This window comes from Pantoea sp. V106_11, assembly GCF_029967885.1.
Lineage (GTDB): Bacteria > Pseudomonadota > Gammaproteobacteria > Enterobacterales > Enterobacteriaceae > Pantoea > Pantoea ananatis.
Window position 1 is genome coordinate 114,368 of the sequence record NZ_JASCAK010000025.1, and the last position, 26,585, is coordinate 140,952.

23 protein-coding genes are annotated in these 26,585 nt (G+C 56.4%); 10 read left to right on the forward strand and 13 right to left on the reverse strand.

What is annotated here, in order from left to right:
• Nucleotides 1–41: 41 nt before the first annotated feature.
• The gene (locus QLG08_RS08760; protein WP_014606565.1) at nt 42–389 is read right to left on the reverse strand and encodes a YacC family pilotin-like protein; all 348 of its coding nucleotides are present in this window, start codon (nt 387–389) and stop codon (nt 42–44) included.
• A gap of 158 nt (nt 390–547) precedes the next feature.
• Between QLG08_RS08760 and cueO the strand changes: the two genes are divergently transcribed.
• Nucleotides 548–2,149 (forward strand): multicopper oxidase CueO, encoded by a 1,602-nt coding sequence (gene cueO / locus QLG08_RS08765; RefSeq protein ID WP_088900708.1) that lies wholly within the window; start codon nt 548–550, stop codon nt 2,147–2,149.
• On the opposite strand, the gene QLG08_RS08770 is transcribed toward cueO, so the two are convergent.
• Nucleotides 2,150–3,433, reverse strand: a complete 1,284-nt coding sequence (locus QLG08_RS08770) for a cystathionine gamma-synthase family protein (protein WP_013024653.1) — start codon at nt 3,431–3,433, stop codon at nt 2,150–2,152.
• 234 nt (nt 3,434–3,667) lie between these two features.
• Between QLG08_RS08770 and hpt the strand changes: the two genes are divergently transcribed.
• Nucleotides 3,668–4,204: a hypoxanthine phosphoribosyltransferase gene (gene hpt / locus QLG08_RS08775; RefSeq protein ID WP_013024654.1), complete on the forward strand. Its 537-nt coding sequence runs from the start codon at nt 3,668–3,670 to the stop codon at nt 4,202–4,204.
• A 69-nt stretch (nt 4,205–4,273) separates the two neighbouring features.
• On the opposite strand, the gene can is transcribed toward hpt, so the two are convergent.
• Complete coding sequence (can, locus tag QLG08_RS08780) at nt 4,274–4,939, reverse strand: carbonate dehydratase (RefSeq protein WP_014606563.1); 666 nt, start codon at nt 4,937–4,939, stop codon at nt 4,274–4,276.
• Nucleotides 4,940–5,045: 106 nt separating this feature from the next.
• Here can and QLG08_RS08785 point away from each other — a divergent pair, with 106 nt between their 5' ends.
• Both QLG08_RS08785 and QLG08_RS08790 read left to right on the forward strand, forming a co-directional pair.
• Complete coding sequence (locus tag QLG08_RS08785) at nt 5,046–5,972, forward strand: ABC transporter ATP-binding protein (RefSeq protein ID WP_028714825.1); 927 nt, start codon at nt 5,046–5,048, stop codon at nt 5,970–5,972.
• Nucleotides 5,969–6,739, forward strand: a complete 771-nt coding sequence (locus tag QLG08_RS08790; protein WP_013024657.1) for an ABC transporter permease — start codon at nt 5,969–5,971, stop codon at nt 6,737–6,739. The genes QLG08_RS08785 and QLG08_RS08790 overlap by 4 nt, the downstream gene beginning before the upstream one ends.
• A gap of 55 nt (nt 6,740–6,794) precedes the next feature.
• Here the strand turns inward: QLG08_RS08790 and panD are convergent, their stop codons facing one another.
• The 9 genes from panD to thpR form a co-directional block, all read right to left on the reverse strand.
• A complete protein-coding gene (gene panD / locus QLG08_RS08795) occupies nt 6,795–7,175 on the reverse strand; it encodes an aspartate 1-decarboxylase (RefSeq protein WP_013024658.1) in 381 nt (126 codons plus the stop codon).
• A gap of 44 nt (nt 7,176–7,219) precedes the next feature.
• Entirely contained in the window at nt 7,220–8,074 is an 855-nt protein-coding gene (gene panC, locus QLG08_RS08800) for a pantoate--beta-alanine ligase (RefSeq protein WP_013024659.1), read from the reverse strand.
• A 15-nt stretch (nt 8,075–8,089) separates the two neighbouring features.
• Nucleotides 8,090–8,884 carry a 3-methyl-2-oxobutanoate hydroxymethyltransferase gene (gene panB, locus QLG08_RS08805; protein ID WP_014606562.1) on the reverse strand — a complete coding sequence of 265 codons (795 nt, stop codon included), beginning with the start codon at nt 8,882–8,884 and terminating at the stop codon, nt 8,090–8,092.
• 83 nt (nt 8,885–8,967) lie between these two features.
• Nucleotides 8,968–9,453, reverse strand: coding sequence for a 2-amino-4-hydroxy-6-hydroxymethyldihydropteridine diphosphokinase (gene folK / locus QLG08_RS08810; RefSeq protein WP_013024661.1), 486 nt, complete (start codon nt 9,451–9,453; stop codon nt 8,968–8,970).
• Nucleotides 9,450–10,868, reverse strand: a complete 1,419-nt coding sequence (gene pcnB, locus QLG08_RS08815) for a polynucleotide adenylyltransferase PcnB (RefSeq protein WP_206099803.1) — start codon at nt 10,866–10,868, stop codon at nt 9,450–9,452. Before pcnB ends, folK begins: the two co-directional genes overlap by 4 nt.
• An 86-nt stretch (nt 10,869–10,954) precedes the next feature.
• Nucleotides 10,955–11,836: a tRNA glutamyl-Q(34) synthetase GluQRS gene (gluQRS, locus tag QLG08_RS08820; protein ID WP_105079648.1), complete on the reverse strand. Its 882-nt coding sequence runs from the start codon at nt 11,834–11,836 to the stop codon at nt 10,955–10,957.
• Between the two features lie 70 nt (nt 11,837–11,906).
• Entirely contained in the window at nt 11,907–12,362 is a 456-nt protein-coding gene (gene dksA / locus QLG08_RS08825) for an RNA polymerase-binding protein DksA (RefSeq protein ID WP_006117731.1), read from the reverse strand.
• Nucleotides 12,363–12,611: 249 nt separating this feature from the next.
• A complete protein-coding gene (gene sfsA, locus QLG08_RS08830; protein ID WP_105079649.1) occupies nt 12,612–13,316 on the reverse strand; it encodes a DNA/RNA nuclease SfsA in 705 nt (234 codons plus the stop codon).
• A gap of 11 nt (nt 13,317–13,327) precedes the next feature.
• On the reverse strand, nt 13,328–13,855 hold the full coding sequence (gene thpR, locus QLG08_RS08835; RefSeq protein ID WP_015700935.1) for an RNA 2',3'-cyclic phosphodiesterase: 528 nt from the start codon (nt 13,853–13,855) through the stop codon (nt 13,328–13,330).
• A 36-nt stretch (nt 13,856–13,891) separates the two neighbouring features.
• Between thpR and hrpB the strand changes: the two genes are divergently transcribed.
• The 6 genes from hrpB (at nt 13,892) to fhuB (ending at nt 25,100) form a co-directional block, all read left to right on the forward strand.
• Nucleotides 13,892–16,387: an ATP-dependent helicase HrpB gene (gene hrpB, locus QLG08_RS08840; RefSeq protein WP_161611328.1), complete on the forward strand. Its 2,496-nt coding sequence runs from the start codon at nt 13,892–13,894 to the stop codon at nt 16,385–16,387.
• Between the two features lie 83 nt (nt 16,388–16,470).
• On the forward strand, nt 16,471–18,993 hold the full coding sequence (gene mrcB / locus QLG08_RS08845; protein ID WP_282472888.1) for a bifunctional glycosyl transferase/transpeptidase: 2,523 nt from the start codon (nt 16,471–16,473) through the stop codon (nt 18,991–18,993).
• Between the two features lie 197 nt (nt 18,994–19,190).
• On the forward strand, nt 19,191–21,398 hold the full coding sequence (gene fhuA, locus QLG08_RS08850) for a ferrichrome porin FhuA (protein ID WP_026021066.1): 2,208 nt from the start codon (nt 19,191–19,193) through the stop codon (nt 21,396–21,398).
• A 39-nt stretch (nt 21,399–21,437) separates the two neighbouring features.
• Complete coding sequence (gene fhuC / locus QLG08_RS08855) at nt 21,438–22,232, forward strand: Fe3+-hydroxamate ABC transporter ATP-binding protein FhuC (protein WP_022622244.1); 795 nt, start codon at nt 21,438–21,440, stop codon at nt 22,230–22,232.
• Nucleotides 22,233–22,242: 10 nt separating this feature from the next.
• Nucleotides 22,243–23,121, forward strand: coding sequence for a Fe(3+)-hydroxamate ABC transporter substrate-binding protein FhuD (fhuD, locus tag QLG08_RS08860; protein WP_161611327.1), 879 nt, complete (start codon nt 22,243–22,245; stop codon nt 23,119–23,121).
• A complete protein-coding gene (gene fhuB, locus QLG08_RS08865) occupies nt 23,121–25,100 on the forward strand; it encodes a Fe(3+)-hydroxamate ABC transporter permease FhuB (RefSeq protein WP_029571029.1) in 1,980 nt (659 codons plus the stop codon). The genes fhuD and fhuB overlap by 1 nt, the downstream gene beginning before the upstream one ends.
• 32 nt (nt 25,101–25,132) lie before the next feature.
• Here fhuB and hemL read toward each other — a convergent pair whose 3' ends face one another.
• Entirely contained in the window at nt 25,133–26,413 is a 1,281-nt protein-coding gene (gene hemL / locus QLG08_RS08870) for a glutamate-1-semialdehyde 2,1-aminomutase (protein ID WP_282472889.1), read from the reverse strand.
• Nucleotides 26,414–26,585 lie beyond the last annotated feature (172 nt).

Sequence of the window (26,585 nt, forward strand, 5' to 3'; positions counted from 1 at the left end):
CTTGCACGGGCAAATGTCTGGTGGGAGAGCGGGCTGGCGCGCTACTTTACATAAGCAAGCAGGCTGAGAGAATCCCGGGCCAACGACTTACATTTTTGGTCATTAGCAATGGCGATGCCGCTTAAATCACGATAGCTGGCTTCGCCGAGGGCTTTCATGTTGTAGTTGTTGTAATTGCTTAAGTCCCAGCGGTTCTGCTGAGCAAAAAACACCAACGCCTTACGAATCTGCGCATCGGGCAAATCCTGGTAGCCACAATCATTTTTTAAATAAACGAATACGGCAGTGAGATCGGCAAGATCTTCTGCTTCGGATTCGCTCAGGGCAAAGCTGGTGGAGGAGAAGCCGAAGAGTCCCGCCAGCAGCAGGATCTTGATGCTTTTCTTCATAGTTATTCTCATCAGATAATTGTCTTAAGACGTTAGCACAGTTATGTAAAGATTTTCGATCAATTTACGCTTTTCGGGGCATTCTGTCCGGCTATGCTTGACCTTGCCATAAGGGCAGGGTTTAGGCTTCAGGTAATTTCGTTACAAGGATGCTGATTATGCAACGTCGCCACTTTTTGAAACTCAGCGCGGCACTGGGCGCGGCGGGTGCGCTGCCGCTCTGGAGCCGCTCGCTCATGGCCGCCACCCGACCGCCGCTTCTTATCCCCGCGTTGCTGGAGGCGGATGCGAATGGCCTGTACAGCCTGACGGCGATGGAGGGCACGACGCAGTGGCAGGGGAAAGCCGTACCCACCTGGGGCTACAATGGCAGCCTGCTGGGCCCGGCCATTCGCCTGAAGCGCGGTACGACAGCCACCATCAACATTCATAACCGGCTTAAAGAAGCGACTACGCTTCACTGGCACGGGCTGGACATTCCCGGTGAGGTAGACGGCGGCCCACAGGGCGTCATTGCGCCGGGGGCGATGCGTCAGGTGACCTTTACCCCGGATCAGCCTGCGGCAACCTGCTGGTACCATCCGCATCTACACGGCAAAACCGGCCATCAGGTCGCTCAGGGCCTGGCGGGGTTAATTTTGCTGGAGGATCAGCCGTCAGGTACGCTCCGGCTGCCCAGCCAGTGGGGCACCGACGATGTACCGCTTATCTTTCAGGATAAGCAGCTGAGTCAGTCTGGCGAGCATATCGATTATCAACTTGACGTGATGCGCGCGGCGGTGGGCTGGTTTGGCGACATGATGCTGACGAATGGCGTGCAGTATCCGCAGCACGCCGTGCCGCGTGGCTGGCTACGTCTGCGCCTGCTTAACGGCTGCAATGCCCGTTCGCTGCATATCGCGGCCAGCGACAAACGTCCCCTGTATGTTATCGCCAGTGACGGTGGGCTGCTGTCGGAGCCGGTGAAAGTGGATTCACTTCCGCTGCTCCCCGGTGAGCGTTTTGAGATCATGGTCGATACCTCTGACGGCAACGCCTTTGATATCGTCACGCTGCCGGTCACGCAAATGGGCATGACGCTGGCACCTTTCGATCGCCCCCTGCCGCTGGTGAATATCTTGCCGCTGCGGATCATGGCCAGTGCAACTTTACCCGACCAGCTCGCCACGCTGCCAGCTGTGCCAAAAACAGAAGGCCTGACAACGCGCTGGCTGCAGCTCAGTATGGATCCCCAGTTGGATCAGCAAGGTATGCAGGCGTTAATGGCGCGTTACGGTGAGAAAGCCATGGGCAAAGGAGGGCAGCACGCTATGCCAATGGGCAACGACGCGAGCGAGATGAAACATGACAGCGGCGTAGAGACGATGGATCACCAAAATATGGACCATGGCGCAATGTCCACTGCCGCGTATGATTTCCATAACGGCAATAAAATTAACGGTCTGGCATTTGATATGACGCGTCCCGCCTTCAATGTGAAACAGGGCGCCGTGGAAAAATGGACCATTTCCGGCGAAGGCGACAGCATGCTGCATCCTTTTCATATTCACGGTACGCAGTTCCGTATTCTTTCAGAAAACGGCAAACCGCCCGCCGCCCATCGTCAGGGATGGAAAGACATGGTGAATGTCGACGGCTGGCGCAGTGAAGTACTGGTGCGTTTCAATCACGCCGCCGCCGCCGATCATGCTTATATGGCCCACTGCCATTTGCTGGAGCATGAAGATACCGGGATGATGCTGGGCTTCACCGTGACCTGATCAGGCTTGTTCAAGGGCCAGTCGGATGTCTTCTACCAGATCTCCGGCATGTTCGATGCCGATCGATAAGCGTATCGTCGCGTCGGTAATACCGATGCGCTCACGGACTGCATCCGGCACGCCAGAATGCGTGGTTGTGCCGGGATGGCTGGCAAGTGACTCGGTGCCGCCCAGGCTAACGGCCTGCTTAAACAACGCAAGCGCATTGAGAAAGCGAAACGCGGCAGGTTGTCCGCCCACGATATCAAAAGAGAAGGTCGAGCCGGCGCCGCTGCACTGCTCGCGATACGTTTTGCCCGCGGGGCTTTCTGCATCCAGATAGGGCAACCAGTGCAACGCTGCTACCTTAGGATGCGGCTGCAGAAAGGCGGCAACGGCTTCGGCATTGCGAAAGGCTTTTTCCATGCGCAGCGACAGCGTTTCCAGTGAACGGCCAATCATCCAGCTTGAGTGCGGATCCAGTTGCGTACCGATAGCGCTGCGGAGGGCGCGAATTTGCGTCATCAGCGTTTTCTTACCCATCACCGCGCCAGCGATCAGGTCAGAGTGCCCGCCGACATATTTTGTCAGAGAATACAGCGATAAGTCCGCCCCCAGCGTCAGCGGCTGTTGAAAAATCGGGCCCAGCAAGGTGTTATCACAGGCGATGACCGGACGCGAACCCTGATGCCGATCGATCTCGTCGGCGATGCGCCCCATCAGCGCAATATTCACCAGGCTGTTGGTGGGATTCGCCGGGGTTTCCACCAGAATCATCGCGACGCGCCCCTGCGCCATAGCACGATGAGCCGCATCACGCACTTTTGCTTCATCGTGTCCGTCGCTGAAGCCGACCGCCTGAATGTCCAGATTGTGCAGTGTCTTACTCAGCAACGTTTCCGTGCCGCCATACAGCGGCTGCGAATGCAGAATGACTTCTCCCGGTCGTGCAAAGGTTAACAGCGTTGTCGAGATAGCCGCCATACCGGAAGCAAACAGGGCACAGCTTTCCGCCTGTTCGTAAATGGCCAGGCGATCTTCTACGATCTCGCTGTTGGGATGATTAAAGCGGGAATAAACCAGTCCGCCGCTTTTGCCTTCCGGAGGCTGACGACGGCCTGAAACATAGTCGAAAAAGTCGCGGCCTTCTTCTGCGCTGTCGAAAACAAAGGTAGAGGTAAGAAACACGGGCGGCTTCACGGCACCTTCCGACAGGCGAGGATCGTAGCCATAATTCAGCATCTGGGTTTCAGGATGCAGTTGACGATCGCCAACGTGCGTTTTCTTACTTGAGGGTGAAGTCATTGAGATCTCCCAATAAGGTCGTTAACTGCATAACGATATGTTGATAAAATCCTATCATGCAGCAATTAATGCTGTTAAATGCTGTGTTGTTCTAAGGTAATGCTGACTGTGCAACTGCCAGACGACAGGTGAAGATTTTTACTACACGTAAACGTTTGCTTTTTCCGCGCGGCATCAGTACGCCTTTCTACTATGATAGACTGCGTGGCTTTGTGAGCTACCGGGCAAAAGGCAATGAAACATACTGTTGACGTAATGATCCCTGAACAGGCAATCGCCGCGCGCATCGCTGAACTGGGCAAAGAAATCACCGACCATTACCGCGACAGCGGCAGTGATATGGTGCTGGTGGGGCTACTTCGTGGCTCATTTATGTTTATGGCTGATTTATGCCGCGTCATTGACGTTCCGCACGAAGTGGATTTTATGACCGCATCCAGTTACGGCAGCGGTATGTCCACGACCCGGGATGTGAAAATCCTGAAAGACCTGGATGAAGATATTCGCGGCAAAGATGTTTTAATTGTCGAAGACATTATCGACTCCGGTAACACGCTTTCGAAAGTGCGTGAAATCCTGCGCTTGCGTGAGCCAAAATCCCTGGCGATTTGTACGCTGCTGGATAAGCCTGAACGTCGGGAAGTCAACGTCAACGTTGAATACGTCGGCTTTTCTATTCCCGATGAGTTTGTGGTGGGCTTTGGTATTGATTATGCGCAACATTATCGCCACCTGCCTTACATCGGCAAAGTGGTGCCGCTCGAAGACTGAATGCCGTTGACCGCACATTCTTCCAAGGCCTGAGCCCGTCGTTTCGTGTAGGCTTGTCGCGCAACAGCGTTACTGGCGCTGAAAATCGCCCTTAACTAACAGATTAGCCATGCCGTGACGATAGCGTTGTTCAAGGTTCTCCCGGCTGCTTGCCGTCACATCAAGATTGCGCAGGCAGCCATCCTGGATACCGTAAACCCAGCCATGGAGCGACACTTTGCGTCCACGTTTCCAGGCGGATTGCAGAATCGTGGAATGCCCAAGATTATAAACCTGCTCAACAACGTTGATTTCGCAAAGTTTATCCAGGCGTTTATCCGGCGGGAGTTCCCCCAGTAACACGCTATGCTTGTACCAGAGATCGCGAATGTGCAGCAGCCAGTTATCTATGAGACCCAGCTCCGGGTTATCCATAGCGGCCTGAACACCACCGCAGCCATAGTGGCCGCACACGATGATATGTTCAACTTCTAACACCTCTACCGCGTACTGCACCACAGAAAGGCAGTTGAGGTCGGTATGAATGACCAGGTTGGCGACGTTGCGATGAACAAACAGTTCGCCGGGCTCAAGGCCGGTAAGGCGTTCGGCGGGCACGCGGCTGTCTGAACAGCCAATCCAGAGGAAACGCGGTTTTTGCGCCTGAGCCAGTCGCTCAAAAAAGCCGGGATCTTCTTTGACCAGTAATGTGGACCATTCGCGGTTATTACTGATCAGGGTATCAATATCTGTCATGGCGTTAAGCAACCTGTTACTGCGCATTTGCGTGCGCGTACTATAGGCGAAGGCTTCCTAAATTCAAACGGCATTACAATGCCATACAACAGGGTATGTATTCAGAATGACCTATGCACTGGAACTTTCCCGGCTGACCAAGACCTATCCCGGCGGCGTACAGGCGCTCAAGGGCATCGATCTGAACGTCGAAGCCGGTGATTTTTATGCGCTTTTAGGGCCTAACGGCGCGGGTAAATCGACCACTATCGGCATTATCAGTTCGCTGGTGAATAAGTCTGAGGGCAGCGTCAGGGTTTTTGGCTACGATCTGGAAAAAGACGTAGTGAACGCCAAACGCCAGTTGGGCCTTGTCCCACAGGAGTTTAACTTTAACCCGTTTGAAACGGTCATGCAGATCGTAGTGAATCAGGCCGGTTACTATGGCGTTGAGCGTCGTGAAGCCCTGCAACGTGCGGAAAAGCACCTGAAGCAACTCGACCTGTGGGAAAAACGCAACGAGCGCGCGCGGATGTTGTCCGGTGGCATGAAACGTCGTTTGATGATCGCCCGCGCCCTGATGCATGCGCCCAAGCTGCTGATTCTGGATGAACCTACCGCCGGGGTCGATATTGAACTGCGCCGCTCGATGTGGGTGTTTTTGAAAGATCTGAACGCGCAGGGCACCACTATCATTCTGACCACTCACTATCTTGAAGAGGCAGAAATGCTGTGCCGCAACATCGGCATTATTCAAAATGGCGAGCTGGTAGAAAACACCTCAATGAAATCTCTGCTGTCAAAGCTGAAATCGGAAACCTTTATCCTGGATCTGGCCGCGCGCAGTCCGCTGCCGTCGCTGGAAGGTTTCCAGTATCGCCTGGTCGATACATCGACGCTGGAGGTCGAAGTCCTACGTGAGCAGGGGCTGAACAGTGTATTTAGCCAGCTCAGCGCTCAGGGCGTGCAGGTACTGAGTATGCGCAACAAAGCGAATCGTCTGGAAGAGCTGTTCGTCGGCCTGACGCAAGGAAAAACAGGAGCTAAAGCATGACACATTTGTACTGGGTGGCGTTAAAGAGCATCTGGGCCAGGGAGGTGAACCGCTTCGCCCGTATCTGGATTCAGACGCTGGTGCCACCCGTTATCACCATGACGCTGTATTTTATTATCTTCGGCAACCTTATTGGTGCGCGTATCGGCGATATGAATGGGTTCAGCTACATGCAGTTTATTGTGCCTGGCCTGATTATGATGTCGGTGATCACCAACGCCTATGCCAACGTGGCTTCCTCGTTTTTTAGCGCCAAGTTTCAGCGCAATATCGAAGAGCTGCTGGTGGCACCGGTGCCGACGCACATCATCATTGCGGGCTATGTCGGTGGCGGTGTGGCACGCGGCGTTTGTGTCGGTGTGCTGGTTACGGCGGTGTCGCTGTTTTTTGTCCCTTTCCATGTTCATTCATGGATGATGGTTGCCGTCACGCTGCTGCTCACTGCCGTGCTGTTTTCGCTGGCCGGCCTGATTAACGCGGTGTTTGCCCGTACCTTTGACGATATCAGCCTGATACCGACCTTTGTACTGACGCCATTAACTTACCTGGGCGGCGTGTTTTATTCGCTGACGCTGTTACCGCCCGTGTGGCAAGCCATTTCAAAGCTGAACCCGGTGGTGTACATGATAAGCGGCTTCCGCTTTGGTTTCCTCGGCATCCACGATGTTCCGCTGGCGCTGACCTTATCGGTACTGATTGCCTTTATCGTGGTGTTCTATATCGCGGTCTACTTCCTGATTCAGCGCGGGCGCGGATTGCGTACCTGATGCCATGACGGACAAAAAAAGCAGCGATATCGCTGCTTTTTTATGTGGGCCGGGCTTACGCCAACTGTACCGGCAAGGCTTTCGCCAGGCGCTTCATCTGATTATCCCCTTCAAAGTAGGCCACGTTGGGCTTCCACTGACGGGCTTCTGCATCTTCAACCTGCACATAGGAGCAGATAATCAGGATATCGCCTTCACAGGCACAGCGCGCCGCTGCGCCGTTGACCGAAATGATTTTTGAACCTCGTTCGGCGGCGATAGCATAGGTAGAGAAACGCTGACCGTTGGTCACGTTGTAAATATCGATGGCTTCGTATTGCAGGATGCCAGAAGCATCAAGGAAATCCTGATCGATGGCGCAGGAGCCTTCATAGTTGAGGTCTGCCTGCGTCACCTTCACGCGATGCAATTTGCCTTGTAAAACCGTGCGAATCATAGTCAGAAACCTTGTTATACAGCCAAAAATACGACCTGCAGCCTTTACTGCGTGAGGTCGACCTGTTGATTATCGATCAGCCGTGCGTTCCCCAGCCAGGCCGCCATTAAAACCACGGCACGCTGGCTGTCCACCGTCAGAGGGGCTAGCGTTTCTGCATCGCAGATTGCCAGGCCATCCGGCCGCAATCCTTTTTCCTGCAGCGACAGATTCGCGGCATCAATAATATCGTCAATCTGCCGCTCGCCATTAGCCAGTCGGGCGGCCATTTCATTCATTACCTGACTCAAACCGGGGGCCAGCTTGCGTTCATCGTCAGTGAGATAGCCGTTGCGTGAGCTGAGTGCCAGGCCATCTTTGGCACGGACGGTGGGCACACCGACAATCTCGATGTCGAACCCCATATCCGCCACCATTTTACGAATGATGGCTAACTGCTGAAAATCTTTCTCACCGAAGCAGGCAATATCGGGCTGAACCAGATTAAACAACTTGCTGACGATGGTCGCGACGCCGCGAAAATGGCCGGGACGGCTCGCGCCTTCCAGCAGCGATGACAACACCGGGACCTCTACGAACGTCTGATTCGCCAGCCCCTGGGGATAAACCTCGGCAGGTGAGGGCGCAAACACGACATCGACGCCGTGACGGTTGAGCTTCTCGCAATCCTCCTGGAGCGTACGCGGATAGCGAGCCAAATCGTCAGGACGATCAAACTGCATGGGGTTGACGAAAATGGACACGATAACGATATCACCCCGTTCACGCGCCTCGTCGACCAGCGTTAAATGCCCTTCGTGCAGGTTGCCCATTGTCGGCACCAGCGCGATACGTTTACCTTGCTCGCGCCAGCGACGAACGTCACGTCGCAACATAGGCAGAGTGTCGATGATCAGCACGGCAATTCTCCTGAATTACTGGAAACTGTGTTCAACAGCGGGATAGCTTCCTGCTTCAACTTCAGCAATATAGCGGCGGATGGCCGCCCGGATGTCGCCGGTCTCAGCCAGAAAGTTTTTCGCAAATTTGGGCACGTGCCCGCCGGTGATCCCCAGGGCGTCATGCATGACCAGTATCTGACCGTCGGTAACGTTACCTGCGCCGATACCAATCACCGGAATCGCCAGCGCCTGGGTCACGCGCTGCGCCAGCGCAACAGGGACACATTCCAGCACCAGCAGCTGAGCCCCCGCCGCTTCGATAGCCAGCGCATCAGCCAGAAGCTGCTCCGCGCCTGCTTCATCGCGCCCCTGTACTTTATAACCGCCAAAAATATTCACAGACTGCGGCGTTAATCCCAGATGGCCACATACCGGCACGGCGCGCTCCGTCAGCATGCGTACGCTGTCTGCCAGCCATGCGCCGCCTTCCAGCTTCACCATATTGGCTCCGGCTCGCATGAGCTGCGCTGCGTTATTAAAGGTTTGCTCTGGCGTGGCATAACTCATGAAGGGCAGGTCAGCCAGTAAGAGCGACTGAGGCGCACCCCGACGCACCGCTGCGGTATGGTAGGCGATATCGCTTACCGTTACAGGCAACGTCGAATCATGGCCCTGTACGGTCATTCCCAGCGAGTCGCCTACCAGTAGCACCTGAATGCCCTCATCGGCAAACAGCCGGGCGAAACTAAACTCGTAGGCGGTCAGGGTCGCGAATTTTTTGCCGCTTTCTTTCCACTGACGCAAATGAGAAATGGTGGTGGGTTTCATGGCGCTCTCAACTCAGAAATTCAGATGGACGCATTTTACTGTATCGCGTTGCTGAGCGGAATCTGTGACGAGTGAATAGATGATCAGCTGTGCCAGGGACGGATGCTGGAGCAGTCAAGTCTGGCCAGAAGCGGCTGAAGCGGGCGGCCATCAGGCAGGTGCAGATTGGGCGCAATCGCCAGCAGCGGTACCAGCATAAATGCGCGATTAAGCAGGTCGTAATGCGGCACGATCAGCCGATCGCTGTTGAGGCTGGCTGTACCAAACAGCATGATATCAATATCCAGCGTGCGCGGGCCCCAGCGCTCGGCTTTGCGAACGCGGCCATGTTCCCGTTCAATTCGCTGGGTTTGATCAAGGAGCGCCTCGGCAGTGAGCGTGGTTTCAAGCGCTACCGCTGCATTAAGGTAGTCCGGCTGGTCGGGTGGGCCATAGGGCGGCGTGCGGTAAAAGGGGGAGGTAGCTACGCGTTGAGTCTCAGGGAGAGCGTCAAGGGCTGAGAGCGCTGCATCAATCTGATGCAGCGGATCGGCAAGGTTACTGCCTAATGCCAGATAAACCCGGGTCATGAGGCGTTGTTGTTATCACGACGCGGAGCCGTTGAACGGCGACGAGGGCGGCGCGTGCGGCTGCGCGGGGCCGGATCGTCTCCCAGGGTATTCAGCATCGTTTTCTGCTGTGGCGGCGCGGCAACCTGGAACTCTCCCCACCACTTACTCAGGCGCAGCAGTTCCGGATTGTTTTCTACCTCCGCTCGCAGCGAGAGCAGGTCGTAAGCAGCACGGAACTTAGGATGCTCCATCAGCTTCCAGGCCCGCTTACCGTGGCGACGAGACATGCGTAGCTGCAGCTGCCAGATGTCGCGAATCAACGATGTGATGCGCTTGGGAATGGCTAACGCACGGCAGGCTTCGTCCAGCGTATCGTTCATGGCCAGGGCAAAGGCATCGTAATAGGTCAGGCCACTTTCCTGCGCAATGCGTTCAGCCGCTTCGAGCTGTGGATACCAGAACATCGCGGCGAACAGGAAGGCCGGATTAACCCGCATATCATTTTGAATACGGTTATCCGTGTTCTTCAGCACCTGGGCCAGCATGCGCTCCATGTGGCTGTCGCCGTTCTCGGTAAAGTTACGGGCCAGCGTAGGGAACAGCGGCTGAAATAACTGGTATTCACACAGCTTAAGCCAGGTACTGTAACCATAGCCGGCCTGCAGCAGTTTTAGCGACTCTTCGAACAGACGCGCGGCGGGCACGTCACGAAGTAACGACGCCAGACGGGGAATCGGCTCAGCCGTTTCAGGCGCAATACGCATATTTAATTTGGCAGCGAAACGCGCAACGCGCAGCATGCGCACAGGATCTTCGCGATAACGGGTTTCCGGATCGCCAATCAAGCGAATAATGCCTTGCTGCAGATCGTTCAGACCACCGACATAATCCCGCACCGAAAAATCGGCCACGCTGTAATAGAGGCTGTTGATCGTCAGATCGCGACGCTGAGCATCATCTTCGATGCTGCCGAAAATATTGTCGCGCAGCAGCATACCGCTCTGGGCACGCTGAGAATTGTTATGATCGTCGCTGGTCTCTTCAATCTGATGATGACCGCGGAATGTCGCCACTTCGATCACTTCCGGCCCAAACATCACGTGCGCCAGACGGAAGCGGCGGCCAACCAGACGGCAGTTGCGGAACAGTTTACGCATCTGCTCCGGCGTGGCGTTTGTGGTCACGTCGAAGTCTTTAGGCTTCTGTCCCAGCAGCAAATCGCGCACGCCGCCGCCAACAAGATAGGCTTCATAACCGGCTTTATTCAGACGATACAGCACCTTGAGGGCATTTTCGCTGATGTCTTTACGTGAGATGGTGTGGCTTTCACGAGGAATGATGGTCATATGACTCTCAGGTTCAACCTCTGCTGGTGCTTCCTCGTCATCACGCTTCAGGACTTTCCGGCAAAAATTAGCGACTCGGGTAAAAATGGGACACCTCGACAGTGACAATTAGGGTGTAGGTAAAATCAGCGGCTAATCATAGCCTGTTGTGAATCATTTGAGAATGCTGTTGTCTATGCATCCGTTATCAGGGCGTTATCGTGAGGTATCAAAGCGATATTCCACTGCTTCACGGCGTCAGACAGCAGTTTCTCCTGCGTTTTGTCGATCCAGCCTTCGGCGACAGGCTGCCCCAGAAAGCGTAAAGCCTGCACCAGGCTCGGCCGCGTATCCCCTTCCGGTAACGCGGGCGCATGATTTTGCTTAGAAAGTTTGTGACCATCGGCCGTCGTTGCCAGCGGCAAATGTAAATAGTCCGGTAGCGCCCAGCCAAATTGCTGGTAAAGAGCAATCTGCCTTACCGTAGGCTCAATTAAGTCTGCACCGCGCACAATTTCCGTGATGCCCTGATGATGATCGTCCACGACGACAGCCAGATTGTAAGCAAACAGCCCATCACGACGATGAATGATAAAATCTTCCTCAGCCAGCCGCCGATCGGCAATGATCTCGCCTCTGAGCCGATCCTGAAAACCATAAACAGGCGCATGCTGGCGCAGGCGCAGGGCCGCACCTTCGGGGCCGCGTTGACGATCCCGACAGTGACCATCATAAAAGCCACCGGCTTGCTGAATGCGGCTTCGGGTACAGGTGCAGAAATAACTTTGACGGTGCGCTCTTAACCAGTGCAGTGCATCGCGATAAGCGTTGTGTCTCTGGGATTGCCACATCACCTCGCCATCCCAGTACAGGCCGTAATGCTCCAGCTGTTGCAGAATACGCGTTGCGGCACCGGCGACTTCGCGCGGCGGATCGATATCTTCAATACGAACCAGCCAGCGGCCATGCTGTGAACGTGCGCTCAGGTAACTGCCTAACGCAGCAATCAGGGAGCCGAAATGGAGTTCGCCAGAGGGAGATGGCGCGAAGCGCCCAACGCAGGATGAGTATGACATAGGCGTTATGAATCACACGGCGGAAAAAGTGGGACTTCTTCCGCCGTGTGGCTGCAGTCAGACGGCAACATTAACCCGCCATTTGCTTCTCACGAATTTCTGCCAGTGTCTTACAGTCGATACACAGATCGGCGGTAGGACGCGCTTCAAGACGGCGGATACCGATCTCTACGCCACAGGAATCGCAATAGCCAAAGTCATCATCTTCGACTTTCTTCAGCGTTTTCTCGATCTTTTTAATTAACTTACGCTCGCGGTCGCGGTTACGCAGTTCCAGGCTGAACTCTTCTTCCTGAGCGGCACGGTCAACCGGGTCAGGGAAGTTAGCAGCTTCATCCTGCATATGTGTAACGGTGCGATCGACTTCGTCCCGCAATTGATTGCGCCAGGCTTCCAGAATCTTGCGAAAATGGTCCAGTTGCGCGTCATTCATATACTCTTCGCCCGGCTTCTCCTGATAAGGCTCCACCCCAGCGATGGCGAGAATACTCAGGGACGATGTTTTACGGTTTTGCCCTTCTTGCATGTTGTTTCTCTCCTGGATAACACGCACTATACCCTTCGATAGCCATCGGTAAGCGCATTCACGCTGACCGTGTTTATGACCCTCTCCTGGGTACATCGATCCCCCAACGGGGAAAAAACAGGCCGCTATAAATAACAGAAGCAGTCAAGGTTGGCAATTATTCCTGATCGCATCTTGACAAGCCTGTGAGGAACAGCGTAGTTGACCCCTGACAGAAGGTAGTCATATCACAGAAGGATGCCAGTGATATTACAATGTTACGTCAACCGGCGTCGTTAATAACATCCCCGCGGATGACAGTTCTGCCCGATAAGCCAAAATCTCCACGCCACTCAGCTGCGCCTGTACCAGTTGCTCTGCGTAAGCGGCATCAATGTGACGCGCCGGGGAAACGTCCTCAATCCCCGAGTGCAGAACGGCAAACAACAAAACGGCCCGATGACCCTCTGCCACAGCCTGACTCAGCTCGCGCAGGTGTTTCTGTCCTCGAATCGTCACCGCATCCGGAAAATAGCCTTTACCATCCTGCAAAAGCGTCACGGATTTCACCTCAATATAGCACTCAGGTCGATCCTGTGCCTTGAGCAGGAAATCAATTCGGCTTTTTTCAGTGCCATATTTGACTTCGGCCTGACATTCCTCGTAGCCCGCCAGCGGTAAAATCTGGTTTTTGCTTAGCGCCTCACGTACCAGTTGGTTGGCGCGCAGGGTATTCACGCAGATCCAGTGGCCCTGCTGCGTCTCGGTCATCTCCCAGCTATGCGGATATTTGCGCGTCAGGCTGTCAGAGGTTGAATACCAAACGGTGTCGCCCGGCGTTGCACAGCCGGTCATTGCGCCGGTATTGGCGCAATGTATTGTCAGCGTTTCGCCTTCAGGCGTTACGACATCGGCCAGAAAACGCTTATAGCGGGTAACCAGTCGCGCAGATTTGAGAACGGGGGAAAAAAGCATAAGGCTCCTGATTAAGGCAGTAAGGGCCAACTGGCCAGCGTGCGGTAGCGGGTCCGGCCTTGCACATACTCGGAGGCGAAAAGGGAAAATTCGCTGGCTGAAAATTGCCAGTGAAAGCCGCGAGGGGGCAGGGCGACGGGCTGCGTCGCCGCACGCAGCAGCGTCACGTGGGGATGAAAGGGCTGGGCCGGTTGCCCGCAGCCGTGGCGCGCGGCCTGGGCGCGCAGCAGGCTTGCTAACTGTAACAAGCCGCGCGGCGGACGCTGGCAACCCAGCCACACCACGCCGGGACGAGGCCAGTGGCCCGCATCGTCTAATGCGACGTCAAACGCGGGCTGGCGGATACGCGACGCCAGCGTCTGCAACTGGGTTGAGGTTTCAGGGGAGACATCCCCCAGAAAAGCCAGCGTCAGGTGGAGGTTGGCGGCTGCAATCGGGCGGCCAGCATCCTCACTAAACGTGTGTGCCCGCCAGTGCACCAGTTGCTGTTGCAGCGCCTCTGGCGGGGTAATAGCAAAAAATAAGCGTTGTGACGCCATGGCGGTCTCCGGCAATCCTCACGGATGAGTGCTACAATGCGCGCCATCTTAACACAGCCATTCGTGGAGTTTGCGGTGAGTGATCTACCCGTCAGCGCGGTGTTGCCTGACCTTCTGAGCGCGCTTAACGACGCCTCAAACATCCTGCTGGCCGCGCCCACTGGCGCAGGTAAATCCACCTGGTTGCCGCTTCAGCTTTTACAGCATCAGGCGATAGCGGGACGCATCATTATGCTGGAGCCGCGTCGGCTTGCCGCACGTAATGTGGCGCAACGGCTGGCAGAACAGTTGGGTGAACAACCCGGCGCGACCGTAGGCTACCGTATGCGTGGCGAAAGCTGCGCAGGGCCGATGACCCGGCTTGAAGTGGTGACCGAAGGCATTCTGACCCGAATGCTGCAGCAGGATCCCATGCTGGACGGCGTATCATTGGTTATCCTGGATGAGTTTCATGAGCGCAGCCTCCAGGCCGATCTGGCGCTGGCGCTGCTGCTGGACGTGCAGCAGGGGTTGCGTGAAGATTTGAAAATACTGCTGATGTCGGCGACGCTCGATAACGCCAGGCTGTCAGCCTTGTTACCGAATGCTCCTCTCATTACCTCGGAAGGGCGGAGCTACCCGGTTGAACGCCGCTACACGGCGCTGAGCCAGACTCTGCGGTTTGAAGAGGCGGTGGCGCGCGAAGTCGCGCAGTTGCTGCGAGAGGAAACGGGCTCACTGCTGTTGTTTCTGCCTGGCGTTGCGGAAATCGAGCGGGTAAAGCGAGAGCTGGAAGCGCGCGTTGACGCTGATGTGGATCTGACTCCGCTGTATGGCGCACTTCCCCTTGCGGCCCAGCAACGGGCCATCCTGCCTGCCGCCAGCGGACGCCGCAAAGTGGTGCTGGCGACCAACATCGCCGAAACCAGCCTGACAATTGAAGGCATTCGCCTGGTGGTGGACAGCGCGCAGGAACGAAGCGCGCTGTTTGATGCCCGCAGCGGTGTGACGCGGCTGCAGACCCAGCGCGTCAGTCAGGCCTCCATGACGCAGCGCGCCGGACGAGCCGGACGTGTCATGCCCGGTATTTGCCTGCATCTGGTAGCGCAGGAACAGGCCTCACGCGCGCCTGCGCAGAGCGAAGCGGAAATTTTGCACAGCGATCTCACCTCGCTGTGGCTGGAGCTGCTGCAGTGGGGATGTACCCGTATCGATCAGCTACAGTGGATCGATCTGCCGCCGGAAAAGCATTTGCGCGCGGCCCGGCAGCAGCTGTTGCGGCTGGGGGCGCTGGACGATCAGGGCCATCTTAATGCCCAGGGACGACGAATGGCGCAGTTGGGCAGCGACGCCCGTCTTAGCGCGATGTTATGTGCGGCAGGCGGTGACGCTGATGCCGTTGCCAGCGCGGCCTTGCTGGTGGCCATTCTGGAAGATCCTCCTCGCAGCGCCAGCGTCGATTTACGTGACGCGCTTTATCGTCCATCGCCTCAGTGGCAACGCCGCGCACAGCACTGGCAAAAACGCATCGGCGTCCTGGGTGGCCGGGTGGACGAAGACCGGTTTGCCGCGCTGCTGACCGCTGGATTCAGCGATCGCCTGGCACGACGTCGCGATAACAGCGGCCGGTATCAGCTCGCTAACGGACTGGGCGCGATGCTGGACGAACAACAGGCACTGACGCGTTACGAATGGTTAATCGCGCCCACATTGTTACAGGGCAGCAGCGCGCCGGACGCGCGCATCCTGCTGGCCATGCCCGTCGATATTGATACCTTGACGCAACAGTGTCCGCTGCTCGTTGAACAGCGTACCGAGGTGGAATGGGATGAGGAGAAAGGCACACTGCGCACGTTGCGGCGTGAGCAGATTGGCGAACTGGTCCTGAAAACCCAACCGCTTGCCCGGCCCGATACAGAAGTACTGCAGGCGGCCATGCTACGGTGGATCAGTAAAAAAGGACTCTCGGTGTTGGGCTGGACGCAGGCGTCCGGGCAGTTGCGCCTGCGCATTCAGTGTGCGGCCCAATGGTTACCCGAGGAGCCGTGGCCTCAGGTTGATGACGCCAGCCTGCTTGAGTCGCTCGAACACTGGCTTCTGCCTGAGATGAGCGGAGTGCGCGACCTGAAGAGTTTACAGTCCGTGAACCTTGTCAGCGCGCTCTTACATTTGCTCACATGGTCACAACGTCAGCGGCTGGATACTGTGCTGCCAACTCATTACACTGTGCCCACCGGAAGTCGGCTGCCCATCCGCTATGATGCGGATAAACCGCCTGCACTGGCGGTACGCATCCAGGAAATGTTTGGCGAAGCCAGCAATCCGACCGTGGCAGAAGGGCGGGTTCCACTGGTACTGGAGCTGTTATCGCCCGCCCAGCGCCCTTTACAGATCACCCGCGATCTTGCGGCCTTCTGGCGGGGTGCCTATGCGGACGTGCAAAAAGAGATGAAAGGGCGTTATCCCAAACATCCCTGGCCTGACGATCCTGCCTCTGCCTTGCCGACAAGGCGGACAAAAAAGAATACGTCACAGGGCGGAACCTCAGGTTAATTCAGAGGGTTCTGCCATGCGACAGTGAAGAAAGCAGTTAGAGTAGCGGCGCAGCCGTAAGCTATGCCTGGAGAATAAAACGCATGTCTGGGAACGATCGCGAACCTATTGGGCGCAAAGGAAAACCGCTGCCACCGCGCAGCAGCGCCCGCCGTGGGCGGCGCAGAGACATCGATGACGATGCTCAGGACGATTTTGATGATGACTACGAGGAGGAAGCGCCGGTGCCACGTAAAGGTAAAGGTGGAAAACCGCCGCGCGGCAAACGCCGTTGGCTGGGATGGTTAATTAAGCTGTTCCTGGTATTTGTGGTGGTAATGGCCGCGTGGGGCGTATACCTCGACTCGGAAATTCGCAGCCGTATAGACGGGAAAGTCTGGCAACTGCCCGCCGCCGTATATGGTCGTATGGTCAGCCTTGAACCTGGCATGGCCTACAACAAAAGTGAAATGATCGCGCTGCTTGAAGGCACGCAATACCGTGAAGTTTCACGTATTACGCGCCCGGGTGAGTTCTCGGTCAAGGGCAACACCATTGAACTGTTGCGCCGTCCGTTTGATTTTCCGGACAGCAAAGAGGGGCAGATCCATGCCCGTATGACCTTTAGCAAAGATGAACTCAGCGAGATTAAAAACGTTGAAACCGGACGTGATTTTGGTTTCTTCCGTCTTGATCCACGTCTGATTACCATGCTGCAGTCACCCAACGGTGAACAACGCCTGTTTGTGCCCCGTGCGGGTTTCCCGGATCTGCTGGTTGATACGCTGATCGCCACCGAAGATCGCCATTTTTACGAGCATGACGGTATCAGCCCCTATTCTATCGGTCGTGCCTTCGTCGCGAATATTACGGCAGGTAAAGCGGTGCAGGGCGGCAGCACGCTGACTCAGCAGCTGGTAAAAAACCTGTTCCTGACCAACGAGCGTTCACTGTGGCGTAAAGCGCGTGAAGCCTATATGGCCGTGATCATGGACGCCCGTTACAGTAAAGATCGCATTCTGGAGCTTTACCTTAACGAGGTGTACCTCGGCCAGGCAGGTAACGATCAGATTCGTGGTTTCCCCCTGGCCAGCCTTTACTACTTTGGCCGGCCGGTAGATGAACTGAGCCTCGATCAGCAGGCAATGCTGGTTGGCATGGTAAAAGGCGCTTCGCTCTATAATCCATGGCGTAACCCGAAGCTGGCGCTGGAACGACGCAATCTGGTTCTGCGCTTACTGCAGCAGCAGAAAGTCATCGACCAGGAACTGTATGACATGCTGTCAGCCCGTCCGTTAGGCGTGCAACCGAAAGGCGGTGTGATCACGCCTCAGCCTGCCTTTATGCAAATGGTGCGTAATGAGCTGCAGGCGAAGCTGGGCGACAAGGTCAAAGATCTGTCGGGTGTGAAAATTTTCACCACGTTAGATCCGGTCTCACAGGATGCCGCTGAAAAAGCGGTGATCGACGGTATTCCCACCCTGAAAAAGCAGCGCGGTTTGAAAGATCTGGAAACCGCAATGGTGGTCGTTGACCGCTTCACGGGTGAAGTTCGCGCGATGGTCGGCGGCGCCGATCCGCAGTTTGCAGGCTATAACCGTGCGTTACAGGCTCGCCGTTCAATTGGTTCTCTGGCGAAACCCGCGACGTATCTTACCGCACTGAGCCAGCCGAATACGTACCGGCTGAATACCTGGATCGCCGACGAACCTATTGCGCTGAAACAGCCCAACGGCAGCGTCTGGAAACCCATGAATGACGACCGCCGCTTCAGTGGCAAAGTTATGCTGGTGGACGCGTTAACCAACTCTATGAACGTGCCAACGGTGAACCTGGGCATGACGCTGGGGCTCAATGCAGTGGTGGATACCTGGACCAAACTAGGCGTGCCAAAAGATCAGCTCAACCCGGTGCCGGCTATGCTGCTGGGCGCACTCAACCTGACGCCGGTTGAAGTTGCCCAGGCGTTCCAGTCGATTGCCAGCGGAGGGAATCGTGCCGATCTGTCTGCAGTGCGCTCCGTCATTGCGGAAGACGGAACCGTACTGTACCAGAGCTTCCCACAGGCCCAGCGGGTTGAACCGGCGCAGGCGGCCTATTTAACGCTCTACGCGATGCAGCAGGTTGCCGATCACGGTACAGCGCGCGCCCTGGGCGCGCGTTTCCCGAATGCGCATCTGGCAGGTAAAACAGGCACCACAAACGACCTGATCGACAGCTGGTTTGCGGGCATCGACGGTAAAGAAGTGGCGATAACCTGGGTAGGGCGTGATAACAACCAGCCGACCAAACTGTACGGTGCCAGCGGCGCCATGCAGATCTATCGTCGCTATCTTGATAACCAGGCTCCCATGCCGTTGCAGCTGACGCCGCCTGAAGATGTCACGATGATGAATATTGATTCGGCAGGCAACTTTGTTTGTGGCTCGGGCAGCAGCACCTGGCGTTCGCTACCGGTTTGGGCGCTGGATCCCAACGCGCTGTGTCAACAGCAGCAGCAGCAGGTTCAGCAGCAGCAAATGCAGCAGCAACAACAACAGCAGCAACAATTGCAACAGCAGCAACAACAGGAACAGAAAGACAGTGATGGCGTTGCGGGCTGGATAAAAGATATGTTTGGTAAATAACCGGCTAAAAGCGGTTAAAAAAAGGCACTCCGGTGCCTTTTTTTGTGCCTGCTGATGATGAAGGAATCGAGCGACAAACAGCGCCACTGAAGGGAATTCCGCTTGCAGAAAATGTTGGATCTCGCATATTATCGAAACGTTATAATAATCATTATCGTTTCGATTCGCTTATTCATCCCCATTTGAGAGACACCTTCATGACTGCGCGCACCACCACTTTTGGTTTCCCACAAAGGTTATTTACCCGTCGCCCTCTGGCACTGATGATTGCGCTGCTTTCCGGCGGCGCAAGTTCGCTGGCCTTCGCCGAACAAACGGTGGTGGTTTCGGCCAACGGTGGTGCCGCTGTCGGGCAGGAAAATCCGTGGGGACCGGCGGCCACCGTTGCTGCGAAACGCAGCGCTACCGGTACCAAAACGGATACGCCGATTGAAAAGAACCCGCAGTCGGTTTCCGTGGTCACGCGTGAAGAGATGGAGATGCGCAACGTCAGCAGCGTCAAGCAGGCGTTTAACTATACGCCAGGCGTACTCACCGGCAACCGCGGCAGCTCTTCGGTCATTGACGCGCTGTCGATTCGCGGCTTTAGCGAAACCAACACCAATCAGTATCTTGATGGGCTGAAGCTGCAGGGTGACAACTACTCTGAATTCGCTATCGATCCCTATTTTCTGGAGCGGGCTGAACTGCTGCGCGGTCCGGTTTCCGTGCTGTACGGTAAAAGCAATCCCGGCGGTGTTGTCGCTTTAGTCAGCAAGCGTCCCACTCAGGAAACGCTGCGCGAAGTCCAGTTCCAGATGGGCAACCATAATCTTTACTCCACCGGTTTCGACTTTGGCGGTGCCATAGACGATGCGGGCGTATACAGCTATCGCCTGACAGGCCAGGCCAGCAGCCAGGATGCCCAACAGGCAAACAATAAACAAAAGCGTTACACTATCGCCCCTTCATTCAGCTGGCGTCCGGATGAAAATACCCGTTTAGATCTGCTGACCTATTTCCAGAACGAGCCGGACACCGGCTACTACGGCTGGCTGCCGCGTGAAGGGACCGTTGTGCCGATCACCCGGCCTGATGGCAGCCAGTACAAACTGCCGACCAACTTTGATGAGGGCGAGAAGAGCAACCGCATCTCACGCAACACCAAAATGCTGGGCTACAGCTTCGAGCACCGTTTTGATGATACCTGGACGGTGCGTCAGAATCTGCGCTATGCCGAGTTAACCACGGATTACCGCAGTATTTACGGCTTTGGTTATAATCCGGACACGCAGCTGATTACGCGCAATTCAGCACTTTCCAAAGAGAAGCTGAACCAGTTTGCTGTGGACAATCAGGTACAGGCTAAATTTGCCACCGGTGAACTCGCTCATACCTTATTGCTTGGCGTTGATTTCCAGCGTACCCGTAATGATATTGACGCACAGTTCGGTACAGCAACAGCGTTAAATCCGTTTAACCCGCAATATGGCAATGATACGACTTCGCCCTATGCTGAACCCTACAAGCACTTAAATAAACAGCGCCAGACAGGTTTGTATGCGCAGGATCAGATGGAGTGGGATCGCTGGGTTCTGACGTTAGGTGGCCGATATGATTACGCCATGACGTCAGTATACAACCGCTATAACGGTAATCTCGATCGTCAAAACGATCAGGCCTTTACCTGGCGCGGCGGTCTGAACTACGTATTCGATAACGGTATCGCACCTTACTTCAGCTACAGCGAAGCCTTCCTTCCTAATGCGGGCTCGACGTATGAGGGGAACGCGTTCGATCCTTCTCGGGCTAAGCAGTATGAAGCCGGTGTGAAATATGTACCGAAAGATCGGCCAATCGTCATGACAGCCGCGGTATATGAACTGACTAAGACCAAAAATCTGACGGCAGATCCCAACCCATTGCATCCGTTTGCCAGCATCCAGAGCGGCGAAATCCGTTCTCGCGGTGTGGAACTGGAAGCCAAAGCGGCGCTAAACGCCAACGTAAACCTGACGGCCTCTTATACCTATACCGATGCCGAGTATACGGAAGATACCCAGCTCCAGGGCAAAACCCCGGTACAGGTGCCCAAACACATGGCGTCACTGTGGAGTGACTATACCTTCCACGAAACCGCGCTGTCAGGCGTCACCGTCGGAGCGGGCGTCCGTTACGTGGGCGAAAGTCAGGGGCTGTATAGCACAGGTCCTGATGTCAACCAGAACTTTAGCGTGGCGGGTTATACCACTGTCGATGCTGCACTGAAATATGATTTAGGACGTTTTGGTTTGCCTGGCTCAACGGTAGGCGTTAACGTTAACAACCTGTTTAACCGCGACTACGTTGCCAGTTGTTACCGTGAGTATGCGTGCTACTGGGGCGCTGAACGGCAGATTACAGGTACCGCCACGTTCCGGTTCTGATAGATGAGGGCGCTCCGGCGCCCGTTTACAGGGATTACCATGCAGCTTCCGCAGCATCAACAAACGACCTTCCAACTGGAGAATGCCAGCTTTCGTGTACCCGGTCGCACGCTTCTCCAGCCGCTGTCTCTCTCTTTTACACCAGGCAAAGTGACCGCACTGATAGGTCATAACGGTTCAGGCAAATCCACGCTGTTAAAAATGTTGGGACGGCATCACGCGGCCAGCGAAGGCCGGGTGCTCCTTAACGGTCGGCCTGTAGAGAGCTTAAAAAGCAAATTGTTTGCCCGTGAGGTCGCCTATTTACCGCAGCAGTTACCGGCTGCCGAAGGCATGACGGTGCGTGAGCTGGTGGCCATCGGGCGTTATCCCTGGCATGGGGCGCTGGGACGTTTCAGTCAGGAGGACCGGGCACGCGTTGAGCAGGCGATTTCGCTCGTCGGATTAACGCCTTTTGCCTCTCGTCTGGTAGACAGCTTATCGGGTGGGGAACGGCAACGGGCCTGGCTGGCGATGATGGTGGCGCAAAACAGCCGCTGTCTGCTGCTGGATGAACCCACTTCCGCACTGGACATTGCCCACCAGGTGGACGTGCTGGCCCTGATTCAGACGCTGAGCCGGGAGCATGGCTTAACCGTCATTACCGTATTGCATGACATCAACATGGCGGCCCGTTACTGCGACCATCTGGTGGCATTACGTGGCGGCGGGCTTATCGCGCAAGGCGGCCCGGAGCACATCATGCAGGCGGACGTTTTGCAGGATATCTATGGTATTCCAATGGGGATCTTTCCCCATCCTGGCGGCGGCGCGCCGGTGAGCTTTGTGTGTTAAGGACAGGATAATGCCCGATTTATTCCGCCGTCGCCTGATGATGGCGATGGCGTTATCGCCACTGATGAGCCCCTTTTCACTCCAGGCGGAGCAGCCCGATCCCGCTCGCATCATCGCGCTGGAGTGGTTACCCACCGAACTGCTGCTGGCGTTAGGCGTTAAGCCCTTTGGGGTCGCCGATGTGCATAATTATAATATCTGGGTCGGGCAGCCAGCCTTGCCTGCCGGCGTGGTGGATGTTGGGCTGCGTACCGAGCCTAACCTTGAACTGATGACCCAGATGCATCCCTCCCTGATTCTCTGTTCAAACGGCTATGGACCGCCTAAAGAGAAACTCCAGCGTATTGCGCCCATTATGGGGTTTGACCTGCACGGCGGCGACGGTAAACCCTTGTCGCGCGCGCGTGTCTCGCTGCGCGCGCTCGGGGCCAGGCTGGGGCGGGAAGCTCAGGCTGAAGCGCATCTGCAATACGTGGATGCGGAAATCGCCGCAGCCCGTCAGCGTCTGGCTCCCTATGCCGGACGCGCTATCTTGCTGATGTCACTGCTTGACAGCCGCCATGCCATCACCTTCGGTAAGAACAGCTTATTCCTTGAAGTCATGGAACGGCTTGGCCTGAAGAATGCCTGGCAGGGAGAAACCAATTTCTGGGGAAGTTCAGTGATTGGCCTGGAAAGGCTGGCGGCGTTTCACGATGTCGAAGCCATCTGCTTCGACCACGACAATGCGGCCGTTATGCAGCAGCTGTCGCGCAGCCCGCTGTGGCAGGCAATGCCTTTTGTCCAAAGCGGTCATTTTCAACGCGTACCGGCGGTCTGGTACTACGGGGCAACATTGTCGGCCCTGCATTTTATACGCGTGCTGGAACATGCGCTGGAGAAGGTCTGATGCGGCATCGTTATTTTCCTGTCACCGTGCTGAGCGTCCTGTTTCTGCTCGCGCTGGCGCTCACCGCGATAAACCTTCAGCAGGCCCTGCCTCCGGGGCAGTGGACTCAGGCCTTGTGGTCACCGGATACCGCTAATGTCCAGCAGATGGTGTTTCACTACAGTTTGCTGCCGCGCTGGGCGCTGGCGCTGTTGGTGGGTGCCGGTCTGGGATTAGCGGGCTTGCTGTTTCAACAGGTACTGCGAAACCCGCTGGCGGAACCGGGAACGCTAGGGGTTTCATCCGGCGCACAGTTGGGGATCACCGTCGCCACATTGTGGCACCTGCCGGGCGGAGCACTCACCCAGCAGCTTGCCGCCTCAGGTGGTGCGTTGCTGGTGGGGGCGCTGGTCTTTAGCGTGGCCTGGAGTAAACGCTTATCGCCCGTTACCCTGATTCTGGCAGGGCTGGTCCTGAGTCTCTACAGCGGGGCGGTTAATCAGATCTTCGCCATCTTCAATCACGACCAGTTGCAAAATATGTTTTTGTGGAGCACGGGCGCACTGAACCAGATGAGCTGGGACAGCGTTACCCAGCTCTGGCCGCGCCTGGTGCTGGCGCTGATACTGTCACTGGCACTTCTGCGGCCGCTGACGCTCATGGGGTTGGACGATGGCGTGGCAAAAAACCTCGGGCTGGCCCTGTCCGTCACCCGGCTAGCGATTCTGGCGCTGGCAATACTGCTGAGCGCACAGCTGGTGAGCGTCGCCGGCATCATTGGTTTTATCGGCCTGTTTGCGCCGCTGCTGGCAAGGCTGCTCGGTGGACGCCGCTTGCTGAGCCGCATGCTGCTGGCTCCGCTGATTGGCGCATTGCTGCTGTGGCTGGCGGATGCCTGCGTCCTGTGGCTTACGACGCACTGGCGCGAGGTTTCCACCGGCACGGTGACGGCGTTACTGGGCGTGCCGATTCTGCTCTGGCTGCTCCCGCGCCTGCGGACGGGGTCCGTTCCCCCCGCACTGGATCAGGGCGACAGCGTGCCGGTTGAACGTCATCATTTTCTGCGCTGGAGCCTGACCGGTCTGGTGGTGTTAGGCATGCTGGCCTGGCTCTGTCTGGCGTTTGGACGGGACGCGCAAGGCTGGATCTGGACCCAGGGTGACATGCTACAGCAGCTGCTACCCTGGCGCGCACCGCGCGTGCTGGCGGCCCTGGCGGTAGGCTTAATGCTGGGCGTAGCCGGTAGCCTGATTCAGCGACTGACCGGTAACCCGATGGCCAGCCCGGAAGTCTTGGGCATCAGTTCCGGGGCGGCCTGTGGTGTGGTCGTGATGTTATTCCTGGTACCCGGTAATGCGTTGGCGTTTCTGTTGCCTGCCGGTGCGCTGGGCGCAGCGGTAACCCTGGCGATCATTATGCTGGTTGCCAGCCGTGGCGGGTTTTCACCCGAACGCATGCTGTTGGCCGGGATGGCGTTAAACAGCGCTTTTGTCACCATTCTGATGTTGTTGATGGCCAGTGGCGATCCCCGGATGTCGGGTTTACTGACCTGGATCTCCGGCTCGACCTATAACGTCAGTGCCACCCAGGCGCTGCAAAGTGCAGGCTGTGCAGTCGTGCTGGTGTCGTTAGCGCCGCTGGCCAGCCGCTGGCTCACGCTGCTGCCTTTGGGAAGCGCCACGGCGCGCTCGGCCGGCATGGCGCTCACCGCCTCGCGGCTGGCGCTGCTGCTGCTGGCCGCGGCCTTAACGGCCAGTGCCACGCTGACGATTGGGCCATTGAGCTTCGTGGGGCTGATGGCACCACACATGGCGCGCATGCTGGGGTTCCGTCGCGCGTTGCCGCAGCTGTTACTGTCGGGTGTGCTTGGCGCAGGTTTAATGATGATAGCTGACTGGTGTGGGCGAATGGTGGCGTTCCCAAACCAAATTCCGGCGGGATTGATGGCCACATTTTTAGGGGCACCCTATTTTATTTGGTTATTGCGGCGCGCTCGTTAAAAAAAAGACCGGCGTTTGCCGGTCTGCATTTTTTACAGCTTAGCGAAGCAGCGACGGGCGGCATCGACAGTATGCTGAATGTCCTCTGCGCTGTGCGCCAGCGACATAAAGCCGGCTTCAAAGGCGGACGGCGCAAAGTAAACGCCTTCTTCAAGCATCAGGTGGAAAAAGCGCTTGAAGCGTTCAACATCGCACTGCGTCACATCTTTATAGCAGGTGACGCTGTCGGCATCGGTAAAGAACAGGCCAAACATGCCGCCAACCTGATTCACCACCACCGGAATATTTTCCTGTTTTGCCGCGTCGAGCAGTCCCTGCGCTAACTGTGAGGTCAGACGATTGAGTTTGTCATGCATGCCCGGCTGGGCAATCTGGGTTAAGCAGGCATAGCCGGCAGCCATAGCGACAGGGTTACCGGACAGCGTACCCGCCTGATAAACCGGTCCGGTCGGTGCCAGTGCCTCCATGACTTCGCGACGGCCGCCAAAAGCACCCACCGGCATACCGCCACCGATGATTTTGCCGAGGCAGGTGAGATCCGGTTTAACGTTGTAGTACTCTTGCGCACCGCCCAGGGCAACGCGGAAACCCGTCATCACTTCATCGATAATCAGCAGTGCGCCAAACTCATCACAGAGCGCGCGCAGGCCGGGTAAGAATTCGGGTTGGGGCGGAATACAGTTCATGTTTCCGGCCACGGGCTCGACAATAATAGCGGCGATAGTCTGCGGATACTGTTCAAACGCAGCGCGCACCGAATCCAGATCGTTATATGTACAGGTCAGCGTATGCTTGGCAAAATCGGCGGGCACGCCCGGTGAGTTAGGCTGCCCCAGCGTCAGCGCACCGGAACCGGCTTTCACCAGCAGATGGTCGGCATGACCGTGGTAGCACCCTTCAAACTTGATGATTTTGTCGCGACCGGTAAAACCGCGCGCCAGACGAATCGCGCTCATGGTGGCTTCGGTGCCGGAGTTCACCATCCGCACCATTTCCATGCTGGGAACCAGTTTACACACCAGCTGCGCCATGGTGACTTCCATCTCGGTTGGTGCCCCGAAGCTCAGGCCGCGCTGGGCAGCCTCAATCACGGCCTGACGAATGCCATCATTGTTATGTCCCAGCACCATGGGGCCCCATGACCCAACATAGTCGATGTACTTTTTACCGTCGGCGTCATAAAGATATGCACCGTCAGCATGCTCAATGAACAGCGGAACGCCACCCACACCGGTAAACGCCCGTACCGGCGAGTTCACACCGCCGGGGATCAGGCGTTGTGCTTCGGCGAACAGTTCTTCAGACTTACTCATTTTCGGCTCCAGCAGTTCATAAAATATCGGGCTATTCTACGGAAGAGGGGCTGCTGACGAAAGGCCGCTATAATCATCAAAGTGAATCCGGCACAGAGTGCGAAGCTGAAAGCTTGATTGCGCCGGGTCGCTGGCAGATAATAGCAATATTGAGGTCGTTTTCTGACCCGGA

Bases quoted from the DNA above. Each gene is read 5' to 3' on its own strand.
- sfsA (WP_105079649.1), bottom strand. From the start codon at position 13,316: ATGCTTTTTTCCCCCGTTCTCAAATCTGCGCGACTGGTTACCCGCTAT.
- mrcB (WP_282472888.1), top strand. From the start codon at position 16,471: ATGTCTGGGAACGATCGCGAACCTATTGGGCGCAAAGGAAAACCGCTG.
- gluQRS (WP_105079648.1), bottom strand. From the start codon at position 11,836: ATGTCATACTCATCCTGCGTTGGGCGCTTCGCGCCATCTCCCTCTGGC.
- fhuA (WP_026021066.1), top strand. From the start codon at position 19,191: ATGACTGCGCGCACCACCACTTTTGGTTTCCCACAAAGGTTATTTACC.
- dksA (WP_006117731.1), bottom strand. From the start codon at position 12,362: ATGCAAGAAGGGCAAAACCGTAAAACATCGTCCCTGAGTATTCTCGCC.
- QLG08_RS08760 (WP_014606565.1), bottom strand. From the start codon at position 389: ATGAAGAAAAGCATCAAGATCCTGCTGCTGGCGGGACTCTTCGGCTTC.
- hpt (WP_013024654.1), top strand. From the start codon at position 3,668: ATGAAACATACTGTTGACGTAATGATCCCTGAACAGGCAATCGCCGCG.
- folK (WP_013024661.1), bottom strand. From the start codon at position 9,453: ATGACCCGGGTTTATCTGGCATTAGGCAGTAACCTTGCCGATCCGCTG.
- QLG08_RS08790 (WP_013024657.1), top strand. From the start codon at position 5,969: ATGACACATTTGTACTGGGTGGCGTTAAAGAGCATCTGGGCCAGGGAG.
- hemL (WP_282472889.1), bottom strand. From the start codon at position 26,413: ATGAGTAAGTCTGAAGAACTGTTCGCCGAAGCACAACGCCTGATCCCC.
- QLG08_RS08770 (WP_013024653.1), bottom strand. From the start codon at position 3,433: ATGACTTCACCCTCAAGTAAGAAAACGCACGTTGGCGATCGTCAACTG.
- thpR (WP_015700935.1), bottom strand. From the start codon at position 13,855: ATGGCGTCACAACGCTTATTTTTTGCTATTACCCCGCCAGAGGCGCTG.
- can (WP_014606563.1), bottom strand. From the start codon at position 4,939: ATGACAGATATTGATACCCTGATCAGTAATAACCGCGAATGGTCCACA.
- fhuB (WP_029571029.1), top strand. From the start codon at position 23,121: ATGCGGCATCGTTATTTTCCTGTCACCGTGCTGAGCGTCCTGTTTCTG.
- fhuD (WP_161611327.1), top strand. From the start codon at position 22,243: ATGCCCGATTTATTCCGCCGTCGCCTGATGATGGCGATGGCGTTATCG.
- panD (WP_013024658.1), bottom strand. From the start codon at position 7,175: ATGATTCGCACGGTTTTACAAGGCAAATTGCATCGCGTGAAGGTGACG.
- panB (WP_014606562.1), bottom strand. From the start codon at position 8,884: ATGAAACCCACCACCATTTCTCATTTGCGTCAGTGGAAAGAAAGCGGC.
- cueO (WP_088900708.1), top strand. From the start codon at position 548: ATGCAACGTCGCCACTTTTTGAAACTCAGCGCGGCACTGGGCGCGGCG.
- hrpB (WP_161611328.1), top strand. From the start codon at position 13,892: ATGCGCGCCATCTTAACACAGCCATTCGTGGAGTTTGCGGTGAGTGAT.
- fhuC (WP_022622244.1), top strand. From the start codon at position 21,438: ATGCAGCTTCCGCAGCATCAACAAACGACCTTCCAACTGGAGAATGCC.
- QLG08_RS08785 (WP_028714825.1), top strand. From the start codon at position 5,046: ATGACCTATGCACTGGAACTTTCCCGGCTGACCAAGACCTATCCCGGC.